Consider the following 23,243-nt stretch of genomic DNA (forward strand, 5'->3'; position numbering starts at 1 on the left):
TATGTAGGGGGTTAAGGTGTTCGCGATATCCTCTGTTAAATCAGGGCGGCTTCAATTGTTACCTGTTGTCGACCGGCAAGGTGCAGTGAATGCCTTTTGACGCGCTCCTCTACACGGTGACTGAGACCGGTGGCACTGGTAACCTCATAGTTCAGGGATCAACGACACCTGCGATTATCTCAGGGCAAACGGTTTCTTTCGATGGCGGCACGACCTTCGTGCCCTACACCTACCTTGGTCAGGGGAACTATCGCGGGACCAGTGAAACCGCGGATTTTATCCAAGTAGGTGGGCAGATTTACGCTTTCAATAGTGTCGATCCGACCGGGTCTCTCAGCACCGGGAATTGGGAGATCACCGTGAGTGACCTCGATCCGGTCAACCCGCCTTGTTTTGTAGCCGGAACGCTGATTGACACAGAAAGCGGGCCACGCCCTGTTGAATCTTTGATGGCTGGGGATCGGGTTTGTGTGGCAGGCGGGCAAACCTTGCCGATCATCTGGATAGGCAAAAGAACTCTCAGCGCGAACGCGTTGCGCAAAAATCCAAAGTTCAGGCCCGTCCGGATTCAGCGCGGCGCTTTGGGTGATGACCTGCCCAGCCAAGACTTATTTGTTTCCCCCCAGCATCGAATTGTGCTGGAAGGTTGGCGGGCCGAGCTTCTTTTTGGTGAGCCCCGGGTTTTTTGTGCCGCAATACATCTGGTGAATGATGGTTTGATCCGTCAGATGCCGCCTGAAGCACCAGTAACTTACTTCCACATTGCCTGTAGTCGGCACGTGGTCCTTTCGTCACATGGTTTGCAAAGCGAAAGCTTGTTCCTTGGTGATCTTGCGTTGAAATCATTCCAACGCGAAGACGTCGAGGAATTGCATGCCTTGTTTCCCGAGCTTAGTAATCCGGCTTCGGCGCAACGACAGCGGACACACTTGCGTTGTCTGAAGCGACCCGAAGCAGAAGTATTGCGGGATTTGTTGCCAGGGTAAGAGCGTTTTACTTAAAGTTCCGGCTGTCCTTGATCTGATCCCAGGCCCAGACGACCTCTTGCAGTTGCTCTTCCTGAGACCGGTCACCGCCGTTCATATCCGGGTGCAGCACCTTGATCAGCTTCTTGTAAGCCTTGCGAACTTCGGCTTTGGACCAGCTGTCATTGGCCTCCAGAATCTCGATGGCACGGCGTTCGGTGGGGGGCAGGCGACGGCCACCGCCACCCGAGGTGCGGCCTTTGTTCTGGGTGCTGTTTGCGCCAAGAACCTGATGCGGGTCTTCGATGCCCAGACGCGCCCAGGCACGTGCCTCGGGGTCGCCCATGGGCTTGGTTTCACGCTCCCAGACTTTGTCCTTGGTGCGTTGTGCGTTCAGTTCGGCCTCGGTTGTGCCGTCGAAGAAGTTCCACTTCTGATTGTACTCGCGCACATGCTGCTGGCAGAACCAGTAGAAGTCATCCAGAACGTCCGGGGCCTTGGGGGCGCGGTACTTGCCGGGTTCTTCACAACCCGGATGATCACAGATTCGCACCGAGGTCTCAGATGCACCCGACATGCCCCGACGCCCGCGCGGGTTCTTTTTCTTGGCGCTGGAGACGGACATATCGAATCCGAAAGGGTCTGATTTCGTCATGCTGTGATCCTTAAGAACGCATCTTCTCGACTCGGAGGCAGCAGTTTAGTCTAAGCAGCCGAAAGTAGAAGAGGGGAGCGGCAAGTTTTTTGCCGTTGAGCGTAAAAATGACTGTGACTGACGAAATCCGAACCCGACTGCAGGCCGCCTTTGATCCGCGTGAGCTTGAGGTGGTGGATGACAGCGAAAGCCACCGGGGTCATGCAGGGTTTCAGGAAGGTGGCGAGAGCCATTTCAACGTTCGCATCCGTGCCGCCGCATTCGAAGGCCAATCTCGCGTGGCCCGGCATCGCGCCGTTCACAAAGCGCTGGGCGACATTGTACCGCGTATCCATGCTTTGGCGTTGGATATTGGCGTTTAATTTCGTCTAAAACCGGAGTCGAAAAGCGAGGCCGACCAAAGGCGCTGTGTCATAGCTCTGGCGGCTGATTTCGTTGCCGTTTTCGTCCTCCAGTGTCAGTCGGCCATCGAATTCGGCCCCAGCAAAGACGGTTAAAGACACGCCCGGATTCGGAGCATAGCTGAGCGACGCAACCACGGGGAGGCTCTTGTCTTCGCCGATCCCGCTCGGAGCCAACCCCGCGTCGTCTAGCCGGAAGCGAATTTTTTCGGATCGGGCCGACAGCGAGAGGCTGAAATCGTCATTCAACGCGTAGCTGAGGGTGAGACCCGGCCCGCGAGTCGCACCGATTCCGGAACCGGTGTTCAGGTTCCAGCGATCATTGATGTCCCAATCCACCAAAAGCGCCGGAAAGAGATCGACACCACTATCTTCCAATTGCGTGAAGGCGCCAAAGGCCGGTCCTATGGTCAGGCTTTCGCTGATCTGCCACGCAACGCCCGCAAAAACACCATAGGTACGACCATCTGAAGATGCGGCGCCTTTCTGATAGTCCCACCTGACCTGAGGCGACACGAACACGCTGGCCCGCTGTCCAGCCTGAAACCGCAGAGGAGCTGATATTCGGATGTCACGAATGTCGTTCCAAGGCTGGTTGTCTGCCGCGCTGAAGTCATAGTCTAGCTGCCCGTAGCTGACCGAGATGCCAAGTGACGTTTCGCTATCAAATCGGTACAGCCCGGTGGCCCGCAGGAACGATCGCGTCGCGCTGAAGTCTCCACCCTGATCCAGATCGGCGCTGCCCTGATATGCGGCGAGCCCGTCGATCTGGCTGACCCAACCCAGACGTTGTTGTGCGGCGGCAGGCAGCGCGATCTGGCAGGCGAATGCGGAGAGGAAACAAAGAAGAGCGGTGCAAGGTTTCATCGCGACCGTGGTCCTGTTCTGTGACGAAGGATGTTTTGGAACGATACGAGCAAAACTCAGGAACGGATGACCGCCTGAGTCTCGTTGGCTCAATCCGTGTTATCTAAACCACACCCTCTAGTCCGTGCGGTCTGGATGCGTTTTACTTGGCCTCTTCGCTCGGTTTCAACGTCAACGGCGGCTCATCTACTTCGGCTGAAATTGGTTCCGGGGCTTGAACCGCATCTGGCCCGGGAACGGGCTGAGCCAAGGGCACACCTTCGGGCGTTTCGGTTGGCGATGGTGTGGCCACAGGGGCCACTACCTCGGTGGACTCGGCCTCAATCACTCGCCGAAAAACCAGCACGTTGCGCCAATTTGTGGTTGATCCGGTCAGGCCCGAGCGTTCCTCGCTGGGTAGCAACTCGGCACGCTGGTATTCCCATCCCTGTTGGCCCATTTCGTTCAGCACCTGCTCGACCGAGGTGGCAAAGCGGCCCTCTGGCGTTTTGACGCCTTTGGCCTTCGCGCCCTTTTGCGGGGCCGGAATGACTTTGTATTCGTAGCGCGGCATCGACTGTTCCCTTGTACCTTTGGCCGACAACTTATCACGCAGGTCGCCGGGTGAAAGAGACGTTGCGCAAGTGGCGCAAATCAGCCGGTCTTCTGCGCCGCCTTGACCACAACCGAGAGGCAGAGTTCGGTCGCCAGCGCCATGTCCTGGACCGAAATCCACTCCAACGGTCCATGAATGCACTGCATTCCAGTGAACAGGTTGGGGCAGGGTGTGCCGAATTCGGTGAGGCGGGAGCCATCGGTGCCGCCGCGGATCGGAACCGAAAGAGGTTCGATCCCCAGTTCCTGACAGGCTTCGCGCGCCAGATCGACGGGGGTCATGTCATTCTCGAGCCAATAGCGCATGTTGCGGTATTGATGGCTGATATCGCAGGTGATGGTCGCGCGAGGCTCGGAGGCCTGAACGGCGTCGCAGACCTTGCGCACCAGGTCGCGCTGGGCCTCAAGACCTTCCATCTCGAAATCCCGAAGGATCAGCTTGATTTCCATCTCGGACGAGCCGCCATTCATGTCGGTAACATGGATGAACCCTTCGCGCCCGTCGGTCACCTCGGGGGTCAACGTCGCCTGCGGCAGGGTTTGCACGATCTTTGCGGCCAGATGGGTGGCATTGACCATCTTTTCCTTGGCCAGCCCCGGGTGGATCGACACGCCGGTGATCTTAATCACCGCACGGTCGGCCGAGAAGCTTTCAAATTCGATCTCGCCCACCTCTTGCCCGTCTAGTGTATAAGCGAAATCGGCCTTGAGGTCTTTGGGTAGTTGCTCGGTCACACCGCGCCCGATTTCTTCGTCCGGGGTGAAAGCAATGCGGATGGGCCCGTGTGGAATGTCTGGATTTTCGATCAGGTGCCGCGCCATGGTCATCAGGATGGACACGCCGGCCTTGTCATCAGCGCCCAACAGAGTGGTGCCAGAAGCGGTGATCAGATCATGTCCAATCTTTTCGGCCAGATAACGGTGCTCGCCTGGCGACAGAACCAGATCGGGATCGTCAGGAAAGGTGATCTCACCGCCGTTATAGCCTTTGATGACGCGTGGTTTGACACCGGTTGCGTTGAATTGCGGGGCGGTGTCGACATGGGCCAGGAACCCCACGGTCGGCCCTTCGGCGGTGCCAGGAATGGTTGCCACAACGACGCTGTCGCCGGTCATCTCGACATCCTGCGCGCCTATTTCCGTCAGCTCTTGCTGCAACAGGTTCAGCATGTCGAACTGAATGGGCGTACTCGGGGTCGAAGGCGATGTCTCATCGCTTTGGCTGTCGATGGCCGCGTAGCGCATCAGACGGTCTTCAAGTTCCTGATCGAATTTTCTGGTCATGGCACCTCTCCTGCGCGGAAGAAAGGGCGTAAAAGAAAACGGAGTCAAGCGGGTGGCCTGACTCCGTCGCATAACAGTGAAAACGGGCTTACGAACCCAGCTTTTGGGCAACCAGCTCGTTAACGGCCTTGGGGTTGGCTTTGCCGCCGGTGGCTTTCATTACCTGACCGACAAACCAGCCTGCCAGCTTCGGGTTTACCTTGGCCTTTTCAACTTGCGCCGGGTTGGTGGCAATGATCTCGTCCAAAGCGGCCTCGATCGCGCCCGTGTCTGTGACCTGCTTCATGCCGCGCTCTTCGACGATCTGCGCAGGGTCACCACCTTCGGTATAGACGATCTCGAACAGATCCTTGGCGATTTTGCCCGAGATGGCATCCGAGGAAATCAGGTCGATGATCCCTCCCAACTGCGCCGGAGATACGGGCGAGTCGGTGATGTCGTGGTCTTCTTTCTTGAGGCGGCCAAACAGCTCGTTGATTACCCAGTTCGCGGCCAGTTTGCCGTTGCGGCCTTGCGCGACCTCTTCGAAATACGCAGCCGATTCCACCTCGGCGGTCAGGACCGAGGCGTCATAGTCGGTCAGGCTGAACGCTTCGATGAACCGGGCCTTTTTAGCGTCGGGCAGTTCGGGCAGTTTGGATGCAATGTCATCGACCCATGCCTGTTCAATCTCCAGCGGCAGCAGATCGGGATCGGGGAAGTAACGGTAATCATGTGCTTCTTCCTTGGACCGCATGGACCGCGTCTCGCCCTTGTCCGGATCGTACAGTCGGGTTTCCTGCTCGACCTCACCACCACTTTCAACGATGGCGATCTGACGGCGGGCTTCGACTTCAATCGCCTGCTGGATAAAGCGCATCGAGTTCATGTTCTTGATCTCGCAGCGGGTGCCCAGATGCGAGAAGTCCTGCGTTTCCTGGTACTTCTCATAAGCACCCGGCAAACAGATCGAGACGTTCACGTCCGCGCGCAGGTTGCCGTTTTGCATGTTGCCATCACAGGTGCCCAGATAGCGCATGATCTGACGCAGCTTGGCGATATAGGCGGCGGCTTCTTCGGGGCCGCGGATGTCGGGGCGCGAGACGATCTCCATCAAGCAAACGCCCGTCCGGTTCAGATCGACGAAGGACATATGCGGGTCCATGTCGTGGATCGATTTGCCCGCGTCCTGCTCCATGTGGATGCGTTCAATGCGAACCATGCGCGCGGTGCCGTCGCCCATCTCAACCAGCACTTCACCTTCGCCCACGATGGGGTGGTACAGCTGCGAAATCTGGTAGCCCTGCGGCAGGTCAGGGTAGAAATAGTTCTTGCGGTCAAAAGCCGATTTCAGGTTGATATCCGCCTTCAGGCCCAGACCCGTGCGCACGGCCTGTTCCACGCAATATTCGTTGATCACCGGCAGCATGCCCGGCATCGCCGCGTCAACGAAAGCCACGTTCGAGTTCGGCTCGGCTCCGAATTGGGTCGACGCGCCGGAAAACAGCTTGGCATTGGACGAGACCTGAGCGTGAACCTCCATCCCGATCACCAGCTCCCAATCGTGCTTGGCCCCGGCAATGGTTTTGATTTTCGGCATTTCGTATGTCAGGTCGAGCATGGCGCGCCTCTAATTTCCGCAGAAGTCTAGGCTTGCGTATTAGGCCCGGCGCGCCAAAGGGGCAAGGGGTTAGTTCCCTGAGACTTGCAACCCCGTCGGCGTAAAGGTCACGCTTTGACCACTGCGCAGTTCCTCGCGCAGTTGATTGGCGATCGCGCGCAGCGCATCCCGGCGGCCACGTGCGGCGAAGCGCTCGGTCGAGTTGACGCGCAGGCTGTTGCTGAACCCGTTCGCCGCATGGGCCCAGATCAGGGGGTGCAGCTCGGTCAGGTGATCGCGGATCAACCAGTTTGCAGCCTCGCAAATCTGTTTACGGGCGATGTCGGCCTGAGGGTTGCGGCCCATCCCGTTTTGCAGCGTGACCGAACAATAGGCCGCCAACAGGTTGATTGTCTGCTGGTCGGGGCGGCGTTCAACGATGTCGTGCAGACCTTCCAGAAAATACTCGACATCCACACGCGCGCAGGCTTCGTCATCCAGTGCAATTGCATCGAACTGAACCCAGGTATAGCCACCTGCGCCCCATGTTTTTTGAGTGCGCGCGGCGTTGCGTAGGGCCTGAACTTCTAGCTGGTCGTAGGTCCCGAACCTGCGTGGCAAAAGATGGCTGCCCATTGCGCGCATGTGGCGATGGTTTTGCGGGTCAAGAGTGATCAGCGCTTCGTATTTGTCCGCTACACGGGTGCGCGGGCTGATGTGGCCCGACAAAAGGGCACAATCCGCAGCGGCAATTGCTGGGCTGTTCGGCATGGCAGAGCGGCAGTCCTTCAGCAAATCCGCAGCGCGGTCGAAATGCGCGGCGCACCGGGATTGATGCAGGGCAGGCAGGTCTTTGGGGTCTGCTGTCCCACGCCATGCCCAAGCCAAATCAATATGAGCCAATGCCACCACAAGGGCGATCATAGGATCATCGGGGTGGTTCTGAATTTCACCCTCCAGTTCAGAGATGCCTGCCAGAAAGTCATAGTCTGACTGGGATCTGCCATCCGACAGAGCATGTTCCGCAGCCAACACAACATCCGCGCGGGCCCCGAAACCCAACAGGTCGGCAACTGGCTGGCCGCATGGTGTTGTTTCGCGTGCGTCATCCGCGGCCCGCATCTCTTGCGAGAGTTCGACCCACATATCCTGACGCGCCAGATGGCGTCCGCGTTCGATCACCTGATGACCGGTGGTGTCATCTGTTTCCGCAATAGGGATGTTCAACTGCCCCGAGGCAACAAGCCATGCCGTTGCATCCGCGACCGACGCAGGCAAAGGCGTAGAGGTGGGACTGGAAGAGCCGAAAATACGGGCGGCAGCCGCCCTAAAAGACCGAAACATGGCAAAACTCGAACTGTAACAAACGTGTAACGCATCCAGTTTGCCAAAAACTGTGTCTATTTCAAGGAGTCGTTGCGCGCTTTAGTTCGAGATGTGTTCAATTAGCCCTTGGGCTTGGGATTGTTTCAAAAAACCCTAAAATGATGACGTTCAACGGTAAATCCCGCCTGCTGCAACACGTCTTCGAACTCTTTGTGTGGGGGTAGCGACTCATCCGGTAGGCGGACGCGCTTGTCCGATTTCAGCACTGCCGAGATGCGAACAGAGAAATCCCAGCGGGTGTCAAATCGGAATCGGTCAACCTCGGACAGGTCCAGTTCGCCGCTGCGTTGGCCGGTGAACCAGCGTATTTTCTCGCCGGTCAGTTCGACCCCGGCGCTGGTGTCTTTCACAATATCCCAGACGGCCGGCAGTGTCGCCAGCGCCAGCAACGCCATCAACCACCATGCCGCGTTCAGGAAAAGCATCAGGCCGATCAGCACTGCGTAGATGCAGATCAGCAAGACCACCACACGCGGGTTCCGGTTTTGCCGTGTAAAACTGAAAGAGGTCATGCGCCGAGGATGCGCGAGACCATCTCGGTCGTGTCGCGTGACAGATCGGGCGTGTCGGCGATCCGGCGCAGCTGCTCGCGCATCAGCGCCTGACGGTCGGCGTCATAACGCTTCCAAGTCTGGAACGCTGAACACATACGCGCCGTGGTCTGCGGGTTCACCGGGTCCAGCCGGATCAGCCAATCGGCAAGCAGGGTATAGCCCGCTCCGTCTTCCTGATGGAAGCCCGCATGGTTCATGGCCAGCGATCCCATCAAGGCACGGAACCGGTTGGGGTTTTTCCAATTGAAATCAGGATGCTCTGTCAGGGTACGTGCGGCCTCGACCGTGGTCTGAGGGGCGGCCATCGAAACCTGCAGGCCAAACCACTTGTCGACCACCAGCCGGTCATGTTTCCACTGGTCATAGAACGCGCTCAGTTCCGCCTCACCTTTGCCCGCACGCAGTAGGCAGGACAGGGCGGTCAGTTGCAGGGTCATATTGTCGGCAGTTTGGTACGCGTCTGCCGCCTTGCTGCCGCCGTCCAGCCGCGAGGTGAGAGCCAGCGCTGCTCCGCCCAATGCACGTTTGCCGGATTGCGCCGCATCCGGTTGGTAGGGGGCGTCCACAAGTGTTTCGCTGTGCAGCTTGGGCAGAAGATCCTGTACGTGTTGCGCAGTGGCTTGACGGAGAGTCTCGACAGCGGTCCAGATGGCCATCGGGTCGGGTGTGACGCCCTTGTCATGTAGGGCGGCGGCCAGTTCGGATTGGGTCGGAATGCCCAGCATCAAGGCCCGATAGGCCGGGTCTAGTGTCTCATCGCGCAGCACAGCCAACAGACCATCCAGATAGTCGGAATCCGGCGTCGCCTCTTCGGTGATCATGCGCAGCAGAGTGTCCTCGGCCAGCGAGCGCCCGGCCTGCCAGCGGTTGAACGGATCGGTGTCATGGGCCAGCAGAAAGGCGCGCTCAGCATTCGACGTGTCATGTTCAAGAATCACAGGGGCCGAGAAATCACGCAGGATTGAGGGCACGGGTTTGGCAGATAGACCGGTGAAGGAAAAGCTCTGCTCGGCCTCGGTCAGTTCCAGCACTTCGGTTGCATGAACCTCGTCTCCGTTCGGGCCCAGCAGGCCGACAGCGACCGGAATAACCTGAGGCTGCTTGTCCTCCTGTCCCGGAGTCGACTCGGTGCGTTGACTCAGCGTCAGTGTGTAGGTGCCATCCGCCCAATCCTCGGCCACGGAAACGCGCGGAGTGCCGGACTGGCTGTACCAGCGTTTGAACTGGCTCAGGTCGCGGTCTGTTGTGTCCTCGAAGACTTGCAGCCAATCCTCGATCGTGCAGGCCTGCCCGTCATGGCGGTCAAAATAGAGATCCAGTGCCTTACCATAGGCCTCATCCCCGACCAGACGTTTCAACATGCCGATAACCTCGGCACCTTTCTCATAGACGGTTGAGGTGTAGAAGTTGTTGATTTCCTGAAAACTCTCGGGCCGAACAGGGTGCGATAGCGGGCCATTGTCCTCGGGGAACTGCCGTGCGCGCAGGTCGATGGCGTCGTGGATGCGCTTGACTGGCGCCGAGCGCATATCCGAGGTGAACTGCGCATCGCGGAAAACGGTCAGGCCCTCTTTGAGGCAAAGCTGAAACCAGTCGCGACAGGTGATGCGGTTGCCGGTCCAGTTGTGGAAATACTCATGCGCGATGATCGCCTCGATCCGTTCGAAGTTTACGTCGGTCGAGGTTTCCGGGCTGGCCAGAACGGCTGAAGAGTTGAAGATGTTCAGCCCCTTGTTCTCCATCGCGCCCATGTTGAAATCGTCCACGGCTACGATGTTGAACACGTCCAGATCGTATTCGCGGCCGTAGACGTCCTCATCCCATTTCATGGACTTCTTGAGCGCCTCCATCCCGAAGGCACATTTGCCTTCATCGCCGGGGCGAACCCATAGGTTCAGTTCGACATCGCGACAGGACATTGTGGTGAACTGACCGGGATGCGCGGTCAGGTCGCCTGCGACAAGCGCGAACAGATAGGCAGGTTTGGGCCACGGATCCGTCCATTCGGCCCAGCCTTCGCCCTTGCCGGACGGGTTGCCGTTGGACAGCAGCACCGGAAGGTCGCCATTGATACGCACCGTGAAGGTCGACATCACGTCGGGGCGGTCCGGGTAGTAGGTGATCTTGCGGAATCCCTCGGCCTCGCACTGGGTGCAATACATGCCGTTCGACATATAGAGCCCTTCAAGCGCGGTGTTATTGCCGGGGTCGATCTCAACCTCCGCCTCCCAGACAAAGGGGGCGTCGGGGGCGGCAACCGTCAGCCCCTCAGGCGTGAGGGAGGGGGATACGTCGGCACCGTCGATGGAGGCGCGGATCAGCTTCAGTTGCTCTCCATGCAGGAAAAAGGTGCGATCGCTGGCCTCTGGATTCGGACGAAAGGCGATGCGGGATGTGACGCGGGTGGCATTTGCTGCCAGATCAAATGTCAGATGCACGTTGTCCACCAGATACCCGAACGGGGTGTAGTCTTTCAGATAGATTGTGGTGGGGGCGGCGTCGCGCATCGGGGGCCTCGCAAAACTTGGGTCGAGGGCGACGTTAGGGGCATCGCGGCAGGGCTGCAAGCCACCTGTATCCGCTGTCTGTGGAGGTGATTTGTCATTTTGGTAAGATTTTCTTACCAGAACGTAGCGGCATACGTTGCCTATCGGAAACTTTCGCTCTACATGCTGGCGGCATACAGTGGCGTACATTCGTGGGAGAGGAAGATAATGGCCAGCAGACAGACACGCAGCGGACTTCAGGTCGATCCGGTTCTGGTCGCATTCATCGAAGGTAAGGCTTTGCCCGGCACCGGTGCCACCGCCGAGACCTTCTGGAATGGCCTGTCGCGGATGGTATCCGAACTGGGTCCCAAGAACCGCGCCTTCCTTGCCAAACGCAAAGAGATTCAGGACCAATTGGATGCATGGCACCTGGATCGCAAAGGTCAGGACCACGACGCCGATGCTTATCAAGCGTTCCTGCACGAGATCGGGTATCTGGTCGAAGAGGGCGAAGACTTCCAGATCGAAACCGCCAATGTCGACCCCGAGATCGCCGCTACGCCCGGCCCTCAGCTGGTTGTGCCAATCACCAATGCGCGCTTTGCTCTGAACGCCGCCAATGCCCGATGGGGCAGCTTGTATGACGCGCTCTATGGCACGGATGCGATGGGTGATTTGCCTGCGGGTGGAGGCTACGATGCTGCCCGCGGCGCGCGTGTCATTGCATGGGCCAAGGCGTTTCTCGACGATGCCGTGCCACTGGCCAGTGGATCCTGGGCGGACGTCACAAAGCTGAGCATTGAGGCAGGTGCTTTGGTTCCTGCTCTGGCGGATGCTTCGAGCTTTGTGGGCCATGGCGGCGCGGCTGACAAGCCCGAGTTCGTTCTGTTGAAAAACAACGGTCTTCACATTCAGATCATGATCGACCCAATCAGCGCGATCGGCGCTGCTGATCCGGCCAACATCTCGGACCTTCGGCTCGAGTCCGCGTTGTCGACGATCATGGATTGCGAGGACTCCGTGGCCTGTGTGGATGCAGCCGACAAGGTTGTTGCCTACGGTAACTGGCTGGGTCTGATGAAGGGTGACCTGACCGAAGAGGTCAGCAAGTCCGGCAAGACATTTACCCGCCGGTTAGCGGCTGATCTTGACTTCACAGACGTGAACGGCGCTGAGGGGCGCCTCAAAGGCCGCTCGCTGATGCTGGTTCGTAACGTGGGCCATCTGATGACCAACCCGGCCGTGCTGGATGCCGAGGGCAACGAGATCGGCGAGGGCCTCATGGACGCTCTTTGCACCACGTTGATCGCCATGCATGATCTGGCGCGCGACGGCGGCAACTCGGTCACCGGGTCGGTCTATGTGGTGAAACCCAAGATGCATGGCCCGGAAGAGGTCGCCTTCTCGGTCGAGATTTTCGACATGGTCGAAGACATCCTGGGCTTGCCGCGCAACACCGTGAAACTGGGTATCATGGATGAGGAACGCCGGACCTCGGCCAACCTCAAGGAATGTATACGGGCCGCGAAATCTCGCGTGGCTTTTATCAACACCGGCTTCCTTGATCGGACCGGGGACGAGATCCACACCTCGATGGAGGCAGGCCCGATGCTGCCCAAGGGCGACATCAAAAACACACCATGGATCGCGTCCTACGAGGATCGCAACGTCGATATCGGTCTGGCCTGCGGCCTGAAAGGCAAGGCGCAGATTGGTAAAGGTATGTGGGCCATGCCCGATCGCATGGGCGATATGCTGGAGGCTAAGATCGGCCATCCGCAATCCGGTGCCACTTGCGCATGGGTTCCCTCGCCAACCGCTGCGACTTTGCATGCCACGCACTATCATAAGGTCGACGTTCTGGCCCGTCAGGACGAGCTGGCCGCCGGTGGCGCGCGCGGCACGTTGGAGGATTTGCTGACCGTTCCGCTGCTGGGTGGCCGCAACCTCAGCGATGATGAGATCACCCGTGAGGTCGAGAACAACGCGCAGGGTATTCTGGGCTACGTCGTGCGTTGGGTCGATCAGGGCGTCGGATGTTCAAAAGTGCCGGACCTGAACGACATTGGTTTGATGGAAGACCGTGCGACCTGTCGGATTTCTAGCCAGGCGTTGGCCAACTGGTTGCACCACGGTGTTGTCAGCGAAGAACAGGTGATGGCGGCGATGCAGAAGATGGCTGCTGTTGTGGACCGACAGAACGAAGGTGACGCTTCCTATCACCCGATGGCACCCGGCTTTGATGGTATCGCGTTTCAGGCGGCCTGCGATCTGGTGTTCAAGGGGCGTGTGCAACCGTCGGGTTATACCGAGCCGGTTCTGCATGCCCGCCGTTTGGAGTTGAAAGCCAGCTTGGGTTAAGTGGATAAGACGGGAACGAGGGGGCTGTCTGCCCCCTCGCGCTTCCCCGAGGATATTTTTAGCCAGATGAAAGGGATCAGGGATGGCAATTTCCTTGCGCAAGGCGCGTACCATCATTCGTAAAGCTCTGGAAGAGGGGCACCGGTTGGAATTGAAACCGCTTTCGGTCGTTGTGCTGGATGCGGGCGGTCATGTCATTGCGTTCGAGCGCGAAGATGGCGCGGCCCCGGGACGTTTTGGAATTGCGCGGGGCAAGGCCTATGGCTCGGTCATGTTGGGTATGGCCGGGACGGCGCAGATGCAGCGGGCCGAAGCGCAGGCCTATTTTATGGCTGCGGTGAACGGCGTCTATGGCGGGCAGGTGGTTCCGGTGCCGGGCGGTGTGCTGTTGCGCGACAAGAAAGGTGCCGTGATCGGTGCTGTCGGCGTGACGGGCGACACCTCGGACAATGACGTGCTTGCTGCGATGGCAGGGATCGAAGCCGCGAACCTTGTTGGTGAAAGCTGATTTCCTTGAAGAAGGGGAGAGCCTGCGAGGGCTCTCTTGCCCAAATTGGACTTTTTGCATTGCACGTTTAGCGGGCAATGGTAGTCCGATTGTGACAATGTCCCGTCGGTTGATTAGATGTGCGGCATTGAACACGTACTTGCGCTGACACACAGGGCCTGTGCTATTGCGCGCTGTTGTCCCTGCCGATAGCTTTTCCACACGTTTAGGAAACAAATTGGGAAAGCAGAATGTCTCGACCCGTCGTCGGTATCATCGGCAACTCTTACTTGATGAATGACAATTACCCGACGCATGCCGGTGGCACGATGAACTCGGATGCCGTTGCGAATGTTTCAGGGTGTTTGCCGCTGCTGATCCCGGCTGATCCACGTTACGTCTCGGTCGAGGAATTGCTGGACGCGTGCGACGGGTTTCTTCTTACGGGCGGTCGACCCAATGTTCACCCCGAGGAATACGGTGAGCCGCCGACTGAAGCGCATGGCGATTTCGACCGGGCGCGCGATGCGATCACCTTGCCGCTGGTGCGCGCCTGTGTTGAGCGCGGCCAGCCGTTCTTTGGAATTTGCAGAGGTTTTCAAGAAGTTAATGTTGCGATGGGCGGGACGCTCTATCCAGAGATCCGCGATCTTCCGGGGCGGCAGAACCACCGGATGCCACCGGATGGAACGCTTGAGGAGAAGTTTGCTCTTCGCCATGTCGTAACTCTGAACGACGGCGGCGTGTTCCATCGGCTGTTTGGTGCGCGCGAAGTGATGACCAATACGTTGCACGGTCAAGGGATCAAGGCCGTAGGCCAGAATGTTGTGATCGACGGTCATGCACCGGATGGCACGCCCGAGGCGATTTATGTCAAAGATGCGCCGGGCTTTACCCTCTCAGTCCAATGGCACCCGGAGTGGGATGCTGCAAATGACCCGGTCTCGCGCCCGTTGTTTGAGGCGTTTGGCGCAGCCGTCAAAGCCTGGTCCGCTGGATCAAGCACGCGGTTCCTGCAACAGACAGCTTAAGTTTTGGCACCGGTCCGGCCGGGAGGGGATGCCGGACCGGTGCGTCGCGATCAAATCAGTAGGTCGAACTGATTGATCAGCGGCAGGGTTCGCGCGCGTTCTCCGGTCAGATCAAACAGCGCATTACCTAAGGCCGGCATCGAGGGGGGTGTACCGGGCTCACCTGCGCCGCCCATATGGCGGTTGGTCTCGAGAACGCGCACTTCGACCTGCGGAGCCGTGTGCATGCGAAGTGCGTCATAGTCGGGGAAGTTGAACTGCTCGACTTCGCCCTCGGCAAAGGTGATCTCGCCGTAGCAAGCGGCGCTCAGGCCATACATCATCCCGCCGAACATCTGCGCCTTGACGTTTTCTGGATCCAACGCGAGACCCATGTCACAAGCGATCCACGCCTTGTTGATGCGGATCGTGCCGTCTTCGTCGACCACCTCGATCACCTGCGCGACCGGAGTGCCGAAGCTGTAGGTAAAGGCGACACCCCGACCGACGCCAGCCTGAGTTTGACCCGTCCAGCCCGACATCTTTTTCACGGCCTCAAGGCAACCTGCCGAAGGGGCGTGCTCGGTCTTCATCAACTCCAGCCGGAACTCCAGCGGGTCGCGGCCTGCGGCGTAGGCCATCTCGTCCATGAAGGTCTCATGGAAAAAGCCGTTATGGCTATTGCCGACCGAGCGCCAGAAGCCAACAGGCACGTCGAGCTTCGCGATATGGCCGTTCATCCGGTAGTTCGGAACCGCATAAGGTTGGTTGAAGAAGCCCTCGACCAGAACTTTGTCAGGGCCCGCACCGGGCATTCCGGTATAGCGCTCAACCGCTTGCTGCGTACAGGATTGCGAGGCAACCGCGCCGTCGATCAGCACCGCTTTGCCATCATTCACAGCACCGCGCAGTCGAGCGATTGCGCCAGGGCGGTAGTAGTCGTGGCGCATGTCTTCTTCGCGGCTCCAGGTCGTCTGGACCGGAGTGCCGGGCATCGCCATGGCGACCTTGGTGGCGATATCGCCGAAATCCAGTTCTCCCCGGCGACCAAACCCGCCGCCCAGATAGGTGGTGTGGATTTGCACCGCATCCGTATCCAGACCGGCCGTATTGGCCACGCGGAATTGGATCAGAGTGGGGGCCTGATTGCCGCACCACAGTTCCAGCGCGTTGCCGGTGTATAGCGCGGTGGCGTTCATCGGCTCCATCGTAGCGTGGGCCAGATAGGGCAGGCGGTATTCGGCTGTGATTTCGGTTGCGCCCTCGGGTGTGACGCTGACGTCGCCGTCGTCGCGCATCGTCGAGTTCGGAGAATCGTCAAACGCCTCGGCGATCTTGGCGAAGATGCCGTCGGTTTCCGGCGGGTAGGGGGCATCGCCCCAATCCACGTCGATCGCCTCAACCGCTTGGTTGGCGAGCCATGTGTTGTTGGCGATGACTGCAACGCCAGTGCCCAGATCAACGATCTGTTCGACCCCCGGCATGTCTTTTGCGGCGCTGTCGTCATAGCCGTTCATCGCGCCGCCCAGCTTGGGGTTCATGCGCACGGCTGCAAATTTCATACCGGGCAGGCGGACATCGACGCCGAATTCCGCGGTACCCGTCGCTTTGCTAACCATGTCAAGACGCGGTTGGGTCTGGCCCAGATACCGCCATTCTGACGAGTCACGCAGAGGCACCTCGACCGGCTCAAGACCGGCCGCGTCCATCGCGAGGTCGGTATAGGCGATCTTGTCGCCATTGGGCGCGATGACATGCCCCGAGGCCGTCTGTAGTTGTGACGGATCAACCCCCAGACGGTCGGCAGCGGCCCGTTTCAGCGTCTCACGCGCCGACGCGCCGGCCTGCCGCATCCGCTCGAACCCGTCTTTCATCGAGGTCGAGCCACCGGTGACCTGAAGGCTCAGCGCTTTGCCGAGGACACCCAGCGCCTCACCCAGATTGTGCTGGAAGTTCGAAATGTCGTAGCCTTTGTTCGGCAGCCCTTCGCCAACCAGTGCGGAGTTATAGTACGCCGCCGCAGCCGGGCCATGCAGCACGTTGATCTGATCAAGATCGACGTCCAACTCCTCGGCGATCAAAGCAGCCCAGGTTGTCTTTACGCCCTGTCCCATTTCGGCACGCGGGGCGAACAGGGTCACGCCATTCTGGTCGATCAGAATGAATGGGTTCAGCACGGCCTCACCCTCGCCAGGTTTCAGCGGGTTCGGGGCGGGACGGGTGACGTAGTAGGCACCAAAGGCCACACCGCCGACGATGGCGGCCGAGCCGATAAGGAAAGTGCGGCGCAGAATTTTCCCAACTTTGCCCATCTCTTAAGCCTCCTGCAACTTGCCAGCGGCGTCTTGGATCGCGGCGCGGATGCGGGGATAGGTGCCACAGCGGCACAGGTTGCCCTGCATCGCGTCGTCTATGTCCGCATCCGTTGGAGCGGGGTTTTCGGCCAACAAAGCCGCCGCCTGCATGATCTGACCGGACTGGCAATAACCACATTGTGCTACCTGATGATCCACCCAGGCCTGCTGGATCACGGCCATCGCTTCGGGCGAACCGATGCCTTCGATCGTAGTCACATCGCCCCAGACATCGGACAGCGACACCTGACACGATCGCACGGCCTCACCATCGATATGCACGGTGCAAGCGCCACAGGCGGCCACACCGCAACCGAATTTGGTTCCGGTCAGGCCGACCTCATCCCGGAGAACCCAAAGCAGGGGGACGTCGTCGGGCAGGTCAACCTGATGTTGCTTGCCGTTGATCTTCAGCGCGGTTGCCATGGCACACCTCTCGTAGCTGTGGCGGTTTCTGACATAATTGTCTGAAATTGTCAGTATGTCAATTGACAAATTAAACGAAAAGTGTCAGATCGGCTTCATGACGGAAAAACAGGACGATCCGCGGCAACAGGCCATTCTTGCGTCGGCGCTTGAGGCGTTCGCGGCCTATGGGTTTCGCAAAACCTCGATGGACGATATCGCCAAAGGGGCGGGTATGTCGCGCCCGGCCGTTTATTTGCACTACAAGAATAAAGAGGCGATTGTCCGCAGCCTGACGCGCGCGCACTACGCCGAGAAGACCGCAAACGTATCGCGGGCCTTGTCGGGTAGTGGTAGCGTGTCCCAGCGTTTGGCGCGTGCGATTGACGGCCAGATCAAGGGGTTGGCTGAGATACTGACCTCTCCCCACGGGCGAGAGATGCTGGATACCAGCAAATCGACTGCCTCGGACATTCTCGCCGAGGGTGAGGAGGAGATGACCGCGCTTTATGCCGACTGGTTGCACCGCGAAGACAGCGCCGGACGCGTCCGCCTACCCAACGGCCCGGAAGAGACGGCGAAGACCATCACCGCGACCCTGATGGGCGTCAAGATGACCGCAACCAACGCAGCTGAATTCGAGCAGCGCATCTCGCAATTGGCTGAATTGTTGGGTGCCGGGCTCGAGGTCAAGTAACCCGCTGGCGGACTTTATATTCCGGCTGGTCCCACAGTTCGTTCGTGATGATATGCGCTAGAATCTCTGCGGCCTGTTCCACGTCGCTTTCGTCAACATAAAGCGGCGTGAAGCCAAAGCGCATGATATCCGGTGCGCGGAAATCTCCGATCACGCCGCGAGCAATCAGCGCCTGCATGGCCGCATATCCTTCGGCAAAGTGGAATGAGACCTGACTGCCGCGCTGCGCCGGATCGCGTGGGCTGGCGAGGGTTAGGCCGGGGCAGGTGGCCTCGACTCTTGCGATGAACAACTCGGTCAGTTCGATGGATTTCGCCCGGACATCGGCCATCTCGGCCATGTCCCAGACATCCATCGCCGCAGACAGCGCGACCATTTGCAAGACCGGAGGGGTACCGACTCGCATCCTCTCAATCCCCGAACCGGGACGATAGTCGAGATCGAAGGCAAAGGGTGCTTCGTGCCCCAGCCATCCCGAAAGCGCCGGGCGGACGCGGTCGGACAGGCGCGGAGCAACGTAGATGAACGCGGGCGCACCTGGGCCGCCGTTGAGGTATTTGTATGTGCACCCTACCGCGAAATCGGCATTGCACCCGGCCAGATCGACCGGAATTGCACCGGCGGAATGGGCCAGATCCCAAACCGTCACCACACCGTTGGCATGGGCCAATTCGGTCAGGGCCTTCATGTCGTGCATACGGCCGGTGCGATAGTCGACCTCGGTCAGCATCAGAACGGCGACCTCTTCGGTGATGTTTTCGGCGACCTCTTCCGGGGCGACGACGCGCAATTCGTACTCCGCGCCCAGCGAGCGCAGCAGCCCGTCCGCCATGTACAGGTCAGACGGAAAATTGCCGTTGTCCGATAGCACAACCTTGCGGTTCGGGTTCAACTCCAGCGCCGAAGCCACGGCCTGGTAGACCTTGATCGACAGAGTGTCGCCGACCACAACGCTGCCTGCCTCGACCCCGATCAGACGTCCGATCCGATCCCCCAAGCCCGTGGGCAATCCCATCCATCCGGCCTTGTTCCAGCCGGTGATCAGCATCTGTCCCCATTCCTGCGTCGCCGTCTGGTACAGACGCGCGTCAACCGCCTTTGGCAACGGACCCAGAGAGTTGCCGTCAAGATAGAGAATGCCTTCGGGCAGTTCGAACATGGCTTTGGTTGCTTTGAAGTCGGTCATTCCGGCTGGGCCCTGTGGATTATTTTGGTTATATCCGTTGGCTATCGGATGCGCTAAGCGCTGTCTACCGATGCATATCTTCGAAATAAATCGCCGCGACCTTTTGATGTTTTGATCTTAAGGTCGGAAAGCGGTAGACAAACTGTCGAAAACGACACTTTCTTTGAGAGATATCGACAGGTAATCAGCGCGAATGCAGAAAATCGACATCCCTCCGATCTGGTTGCTGGGGGCGGCTTGCCTCTCGTGGTTTCAAGCGCAACACCTGTCCTTTGGGCTGTCCCTTCAAGGGTGGTTGACTGATCTTGCCAGCGGCGTGCTCATCGGGGGCGGTATTGTTTTGGCTGTTCTGGCGGTTGTCGAATTCCGCCGCCATCAGACGACGGTGTTGCCACACCAGACCCCATCCAGCATGGTGCAAAGCGGAATTTTCAAACGCAGCCGGAACCCAATCTATCTGGGGGACGTCCTTATCCTGACCGGTTTGATCCTGCGTTTCGATGCGGTGCTGTCGCTGGTTCTGGTGCCGATTTTCGTCTGGATTCTAGAACGCCGTTTTATCGAGCCGGAAGAGGATCGCTTGCGCCGCAAGTTTCGCGCTGACTTCGCCCGTTATGCGCAACAGACGCGACGCTGGATTTGAAGGTGTGCTGCCAATGACACAACGTAACGAATGCTGCAGTTGCGAAATAATCTTTCGCAATGTAGGTGGGGATTGAACAAAAGATGCAAAGAACTCGCGCGAACATATCGAAAGTAAAGGAGGCTCTCCGTTGAAGATAGGAACGCCAAAAGAAGTTTTTGACGGTGAGAACCGGGTGGCGATGACGCCGGACTCGGCGCGCCAGCTGCAAAAACTGGGCTATGACTGCCTGATCGAAAAGGGTGCCGGTGCTGCGGCGGGCTTTTCTGATGCGGCTTACGAAGAGGCCGGTGTCGAGGTTATGAAAACCGCGGCGTCGCTTTGGAAAGCTGCAGATATCGTTGCCAAGGTGCGCCAGCCGAATGACACCGAGCTCAAGCGTCTGACCAAAGGCAAAACGCTGATCTCTTTCTTCAATCCGGCGGGGAACGAAGAAGGGATGGAGGCTGCCAAGTCCAAAGGCGCGAATGTCATCGCGATGGAGATGGTTCCGCGTATTTCCCGTGCGCAAAAGATGGACGCTCTGTCCTCGATGGCGAATATCGCGGGTTACCGTGCGGTAATCGAGGCGGGTAACAATTTTGGCCGTTTCTTCACCGGTCAGGTGACGGCGGCCGGTAAGGTGCCCCCTGCCAAGGTGCTGATCGTGGGTGCCGGTGTGGCCGGTCTGGCGGCGATTGGTACGTCCACGTCGCTGGGTGCGATCACTTATGCGTTCGACGTGCGCCCCGAAGTGGCCGAACAGGTCGAGTCGATGGGGGCCGAGTTTGTCTATCTGGACTTTGAAGAAGACCAGCAGGACGGCGCGGCCACTGGCGGCTATGCCTCTGTTCAGTCGGATGAATTCCGCGAAGCGCAGTTGGCCAAGTTCCGTGAGTTGGCGCCCGAGATGGACATCGTCATTACAACGGCGCTGATCCCGAACCGCGAAGCGCCTGAGCTTTGGACCAAGGATATGGTCGAAGCGATGAAGCCGGGCTCGGTCATCGTCGATTTGGCGGCGGAGAAGGGCGGCAACTGTAAGCTTACCGTCGCGGATGAGAAGATCGTGACCGACAATGGCGTGACCATCATCGGCTATACCGACTTCCCCAGCCGGATGGCGGCGCAGGCGTCGTCTCTGTATGCGACCAACATCCGCCACATGATGGCAGACCTGACGCCTGAGAAGGACGGTCAGATCAATCACGACATGGAAGATGACGTGATCCGCGGCGCGACCGTGACTCATGAGGGTGAGATCACCTTCCCACCACCACCGCCCAAGGTGCAGGCGATTGCGGCGCAGAAGAAACCCGAGGTCAAGGAACTGACCCCGGAAGAGAAAAAAGCGCAGGAAATCGCGGCCTTCAAGGCGCAGACCAAGCAGCAGTTCACCTTGCTGGGTGTCGGTGGTGCGTTGATGCTGTTGGTGGGGCTGATCGCTCCGGCCAGCTTCATGCAGCACTTCATCGTCTTTGTGTTGGCGATTTTTGTGGGCTTCCAGGTGATCTGGGGCGTTGCGCACAGCTTACACACACCGCTTATGGCGGTCACCAACGCGATCTCGTCGATCATTATCGTCGGGGCTTTGATGCAGATCGGGTCCGGGTCGTTCCTGGTTATTCTGCTGGCAGCACTGTCCGTGTTCATGGCCGGGATCAATATCTTCGGCGGCTTCCTCGTAACCCGGCGCATGCTCGCCATGTTCCAGAAATCCTAAGGAGGTCGGGCATATGATTGGCTTCACTTCTGCCGCTTATGTTGTTGCGGCTGTCCTTTTCATCCTGTCGCTCGGCGGCCTTTCGAACCAGGAAAGCGCCAAGCGCGCTGTCTGGTATGGTATCGTCGGCATGGCGCTGGCGGTCTTTGCCACGCTGGTCGGTCCGGGTTCGGGCCTATGGCTGCTGTCCATTCTGCTGATCATAGGCGGTGGTCTGATCGGTCAATACGTGGCGCAGCGCGTCCAGATGACCGAGATGCCGCAGCTGGTCGCTGCGATGCACTCGCTGGTTGGTCTGGCGGCCGTGTTCGTCGGCTTCAACGCGCATTTTGAGATCGGAAACGTGGCTCAGGTCATGGCGATCAAGGACAGCGCGGGTCAGGCGGACCTGTCCGACCTTGGCGCCTTTGCCAAGTTGATCGCCAAGAAAACTCCGGCGGAACTGGCGATCCTACATGTTGAGCTGTTCCTGGGCATCTTCATCGGTGCGATCACCTTTACCGGCTCTGTCGTGGCCTATGGTAAGCTGGCGGGCAAAGTGACCTCGGCGGCGACCAAACTGCCCGGTGGTCATATGCTGAACGCGGCGGCTGCGGGTCTCTCGCTGATCTGTCTGATCTGGTACACTAGCTCGGGCGGTCTGTTCCCGCTGTTCCTGATGACACTGGCGGCGTTGTTCATCGGCTATCACCTGATCATGGGCATCGGTGGTGCTGACATGCCAGTGGTTGTGTCGATGCTGAACTCGTATTCGGGTTGGGCGGCAGCCGCGATCGGCTTCAGCCTTGGCAACGACCTGCTGATCGTTGTTGGCGCTCTGGTCGGCTCGTCGGGTGCAATCCTGTCCTACATCATGTGCAAGGCGATGAACCGTCACTTTGTCAGCGTGATCCTGGGCGGCTTCGGTGGCCCGCAGGGTGAGCAGATGGCCGTCGAAGGCGAACAGATCGCGATTGAGGCAGACGGCGTGGCCGCTGCGCTGAACGATGCGGACAGCATTGTCATTATCCCGGGTTACGGCATGGCTGTTGCTCAGGCACAGCAGTCGGTGTCCGAGTTGGTCCGCAAGCTGCGCGCCAAGGGCAAAGAGGTTCGCTTTGCGATCCACCCCGTTGCTGGACGTTTGCCGGGCCACATGAACGTGCTGCTGGCCGAGGCGAAAGTGCCGTATGACATCGTGCTGGAGATGGATGAGATCAATGATGATTTCCCGGACACGGATGTGGCTATCGTCATCGGCTCGAACGACATCGTGAACCCTGCGGCGCAGGAGGATCCGAACAGTCCCATCGCCGGTATGCCGGTGCTGGAATGCTGGAAGGCCAAGCAGGTCTTTGTGTCGAAGCGCGGTCAGGGCACTGGCTATTCGGGCATCGAGAACCCGCTGTTCTTCAAAGAGAACACGCGCATGTTCTATGGCGACGCCAAGCAGTCGCTAGACAAGTTGCTGCCGATGATCGAGTGATCAAAACGCACAATTCAATTGCAAAGGGCGCCTGCGGGCGCCCTTTTCTTTTCTACTTTGAAGAAGGCTTGGCCTTCTCGCCTCCAGAGTATTGCAGCCAGATGAAGCAAGCTTGATATGCTATCTTACGTCTGACGGGTACTTTGTGGGAGCAAGGTC

The 23,243-nt window shown here is 58.9% G+C and carries 20 protein-coding genes; 9 read left to right on the forward strand and 11 right to left on the reverse strand.

All coding sequences use genetic code 11. The features are described from left to right. Positions 1-89 precede the first annotated feature (89 nt). Positions 90-986, forward strand: coding sequence for a Hint domain-containing protein (locus ACR0I8_RS17360; protein WP_170691883.1), 897 nt, complete (start codon positions 90-92; stop codon positions 984-986). 7 nt (positions 987-993) lie between these two features. Here the strand turns inward: ACR0I8_RS17360 and ACR0I8_RS17365 are convergent, their stop codons facing one another. Next, on the reverse strand, positions 994-1,620 hold the full coding sequence (locus ACR0I8_RS17365; protein WP_170467975.1) for a J domain-containing protein: 627 nt from the start codon (positions 1,618-1,620) through the stop codon (positions 994-996). A gap of 107 nt (positions 1,621-1,727) precedes the next feature. On the opposite strand from ACR0I8_RS17365, the gene ACR0I8_RS17370 reads away from it, so the two are divergent. Next, positions 1,728-1,982 (forward strand): BolA family protein, encoded by a 255-nt coding sequence (locus ACR0I8_RS17370; RefSeq protein ID WP_170660665.1) that lies wholly within the window; start codon positions 1,728-1,730, stop codon positions 1,980-1,982. Positions 1,983-1,988: 6 nt separating this feature from the next. On the opposite strand, the gene ACR0I8_RS17375 is transcribed toward ACR0I8_RS17370, so the two are convergent. The 7 genes from ACR0I8_RS17375 to pepN form a co-directional block, all read right to left on the reverse strand. Further along, positions 1,989-2,888, reverse strand: coding sequence for a hypothetical protein (locus tag ACR0I8_RS17375; protein ID WP_480526619.1), 900 nt, complete (start codon positions 2,886-2,888; stop codon positions 1,989-1,991). Positions 2,889-3,030: 142 nt separating this feature from the next. Further along, positions 3,031-3,441 carry a DUF4177 domain-containing protein gene (locus ACR0I8_RS17380; RefSeq protein ID WP_170660666.1) on the reverse strand — a complete coding sequence of 137 codons (411 nt, stop codon included), beginning with the start codon at positions 3,439-3,441 and terminating at the stop codon, positions 3,031-3,033. 80 nt (positions 3,442-3,521) lie between these two features. Beyond that, entirely contained in the window at positions 3,522-4,766 is a 1,245-nt protein-coding gene (pepT, locus tag ACR0I8_RS17385; RefSeq protein WP_170691885.1) for a peptidase T, read from the reverse strand. A gap of 88 nt (positions 4,767-4,854) precedes the next feature. Continuing rightward, positions 4,855-6,366: an Asp-tRNA(Asn)/Glu-tRNA(Gln) amidotransferase subunit GatB gene (gene gatB, locus ACR0I8_RS17390; protein WP_170660668.1), complete on the reverse strand. Its 1,512-nt coding sequence runs from the start codon at positions 6,364-6,366 to the stop codon at positions 4,855-4,857. Positions 6,367-6,435: 69 nt separating this feature from the next. Continuing rightward, positions 6,436-7,689 (reverse strand): hypothetical protein, encoded by a 1,254-nt coding sequence (locus ACR0I8_RS17395; RefSeq protein WP_170691886.1) that lies wholly within the window; start codon positions 7,687-7,689, stop codon positions 6,436-6,438. A gap of 125 nt (positions 7,690-7,814) precedes the next feature. Next, positions 7,815-8,243, reverse strand: coding sequence for a hypothetical protein (locus ACR0I8_RS17400; protein ID WP_170554253.1), 429 nt, complete (start codon positions 8,241-8,243; stop codon positions 7,815-7,817). Beyond that, positions 8,240-10,792 carry an aminopeptidase N gene (pepN, locus tag ACR0I8_RS17405; protein ID WP_170691888.1) on the reverse strand — a complete coding sequence of 851 codons (2,553 nt, stop codon included), beginning with the start codon at positions 10,790-10,792 and terminating at the stop codon, positions 8,240-8,242. The genes ACR0I8_RS17400 and pepN overlap by 4 nt, the downstream gene beginning before the upstream one ends. A gap of 207 nt (positions 10,793-10,999) precedes the next feature. On the opposite strand from pepN, the gene ACR0I8_RS17410 reads away from it, so the two are divergent. The 3 genes from ACR0I8_RS17410 to ACR0I8_RS17420 all read left to right on the forward strand — a co-directional run bounded on the left by ACR0I8_RS17410 (position 11,000) and on the right by ACR0I8_RS17420 (position 14,653). After that, positions 11,000-13,135, forward strand: coding sequence for a malate synthase G (locus ACR0I8_RS17410; RefSeq protein ID WP_170691890.1), 2,136 nt, complete (start codon positions 11,000-11,002; stop codon positions 13,133-13,135). Positions 13,136-13,217: 82 nt separating this feature from the next. Further along, positions 13,218-13,643, forward strand: a complete 426-nt coding sequence (locus ACR0I8_RS17415; RefSeq protein WP_170375053.1) for a heme-binding protein — start codon at positions 13,218-13,220, stop codon at positions 13,641-13,643. Between the two features lie 230 nt (positions 13,644-13,873). Next, positions 13,874-14,653: a gamma-glutamyl-gamma-aminobutyrate hydrolase family protein gene (locus ACR0I8_RS17420; RefSeq protein ID WP_170375055.1), complete on the forward strand. Its 780-nt coding sequence runs from the start codon at positions 13,874-13,876 to the stop codon at positions 14,651-14,653. A 50-nt stretch (positions 14,654-14,703) separates the two neighbouring features. Here ACR0I8_RS17420 and ACR0I8_RS17425 read toward each other — a convergent pair whose 3' ends face one another. Both ACR0I8_RS17425 and ACR0I8_RS17430 read right to left on the reverse strand, forming a co-directional pair. Beyond that, positions 14,704-16,944, reverse strand: a complete 2,241-nt coding sequence (locus tag ACR0I8_RS17425; RefSeq protein WP_170691892.1) for a molybdopterin cofactor-binding domain-containing protein — start codon at positions 16,942-16,944, stop codon at positions 14,704-14,706. Between the two features lie 3 nt (positions 16,945-16,947). After that, entirely contained in the window at positions 16,948-17,412 is a 465-nt protein-coding gene (locus ACR0I8_RS17430; protein WP_170375059.1) for a (2Fe-2S)-binding protein, read from the reverse strand. 97 nt (positions 17,413-17,509) lie between these two features. On the opposite strand from ACR0I8_RS17430, the gene ACR0I8_RS17435 reads away from it, so the two are divergent. Continuing rightward, on the forward strand, positions 17,510-18,088 hold the full coding sequence (locus tag ACR0I8_RS17435; RefSeq protein WP_170375061.1) for a TetR/AcrR family transcriptional regulator: 579 nt from the start codon (positions 17,510-17,512) through the stop codon (positions 18,086-18,088). Here ACR0I8_RS17435 and kynU read toward each other — a convergent pair. Beyond that, complete coding sequence (gene kynU, locus ACR0I8_RS17440; RefSeq protein WP_170691894.1) at positions 18,081-19,274, reverse strand: kynureninase; 1,194 nt, start codon at positions 19,272-19,274, stop codon at positions 18,081-18,083. The two genes, ACR0I8_RS17435 and kynU, sit on opposite strands and share 8 nt — an antisense overlap. A 193-nt stretch (positions 19,275-19,467) precedes the next feature. Between kynU and ACR0I8_RS17445 the strand changes: the two genes are divergently transcribed. The 3 genes from ACR0I8_RS17445 (at position 19,468) to ACR0I8_RS17455 (ending at position 23,084) form a co-directional block, all read left to right on the forward strand. Further along, positions 19,468-19,917: a methyltransferase family protein gene (locus tag ACR0I8_RS17445; RefSeq protein ID WP_170375065.1), complete on the forward strand. Its 450-nt coding sequence runs from the start codon at positions 19,468-19,470 to the stop codon at positions 19,915-19,917. A 130-nt stretch (positions 19,918-20,047) separates the two neighbouring features. After that, complete coding sequence (locus ACR0I8_RS17450) at positions 20,048-21,619, forward strand: Re/Si-specific NAD(P)(+) transhydrogenase subunit alpha (RefSeq protein ID WP_170691896.1); 1,572 nt, start codon at positions 20,048-20,050, stop codon at positions 21,617-21,619. 13 nt (positions 21,620-21,632) lie between these two features. Further along, a complete protein-coding gene (locus tag ACR0I8_RS17455; RefSeq protein ID WP_170375069.1) occupies positions 21,633-23,084 on the forward strand; it encodes an NAD(P)(+) transhydrogenase (Re/Si-specific) subunit beta in 1,452 nt (483 codons plus the stop codon). The last annotated feature ends 159 nt before the right edge of the window (positions 23,085-23,243 follow it).

It is taken from the genome of Ruegeria sp. BG9 (genome assembly GCF_056538305.1).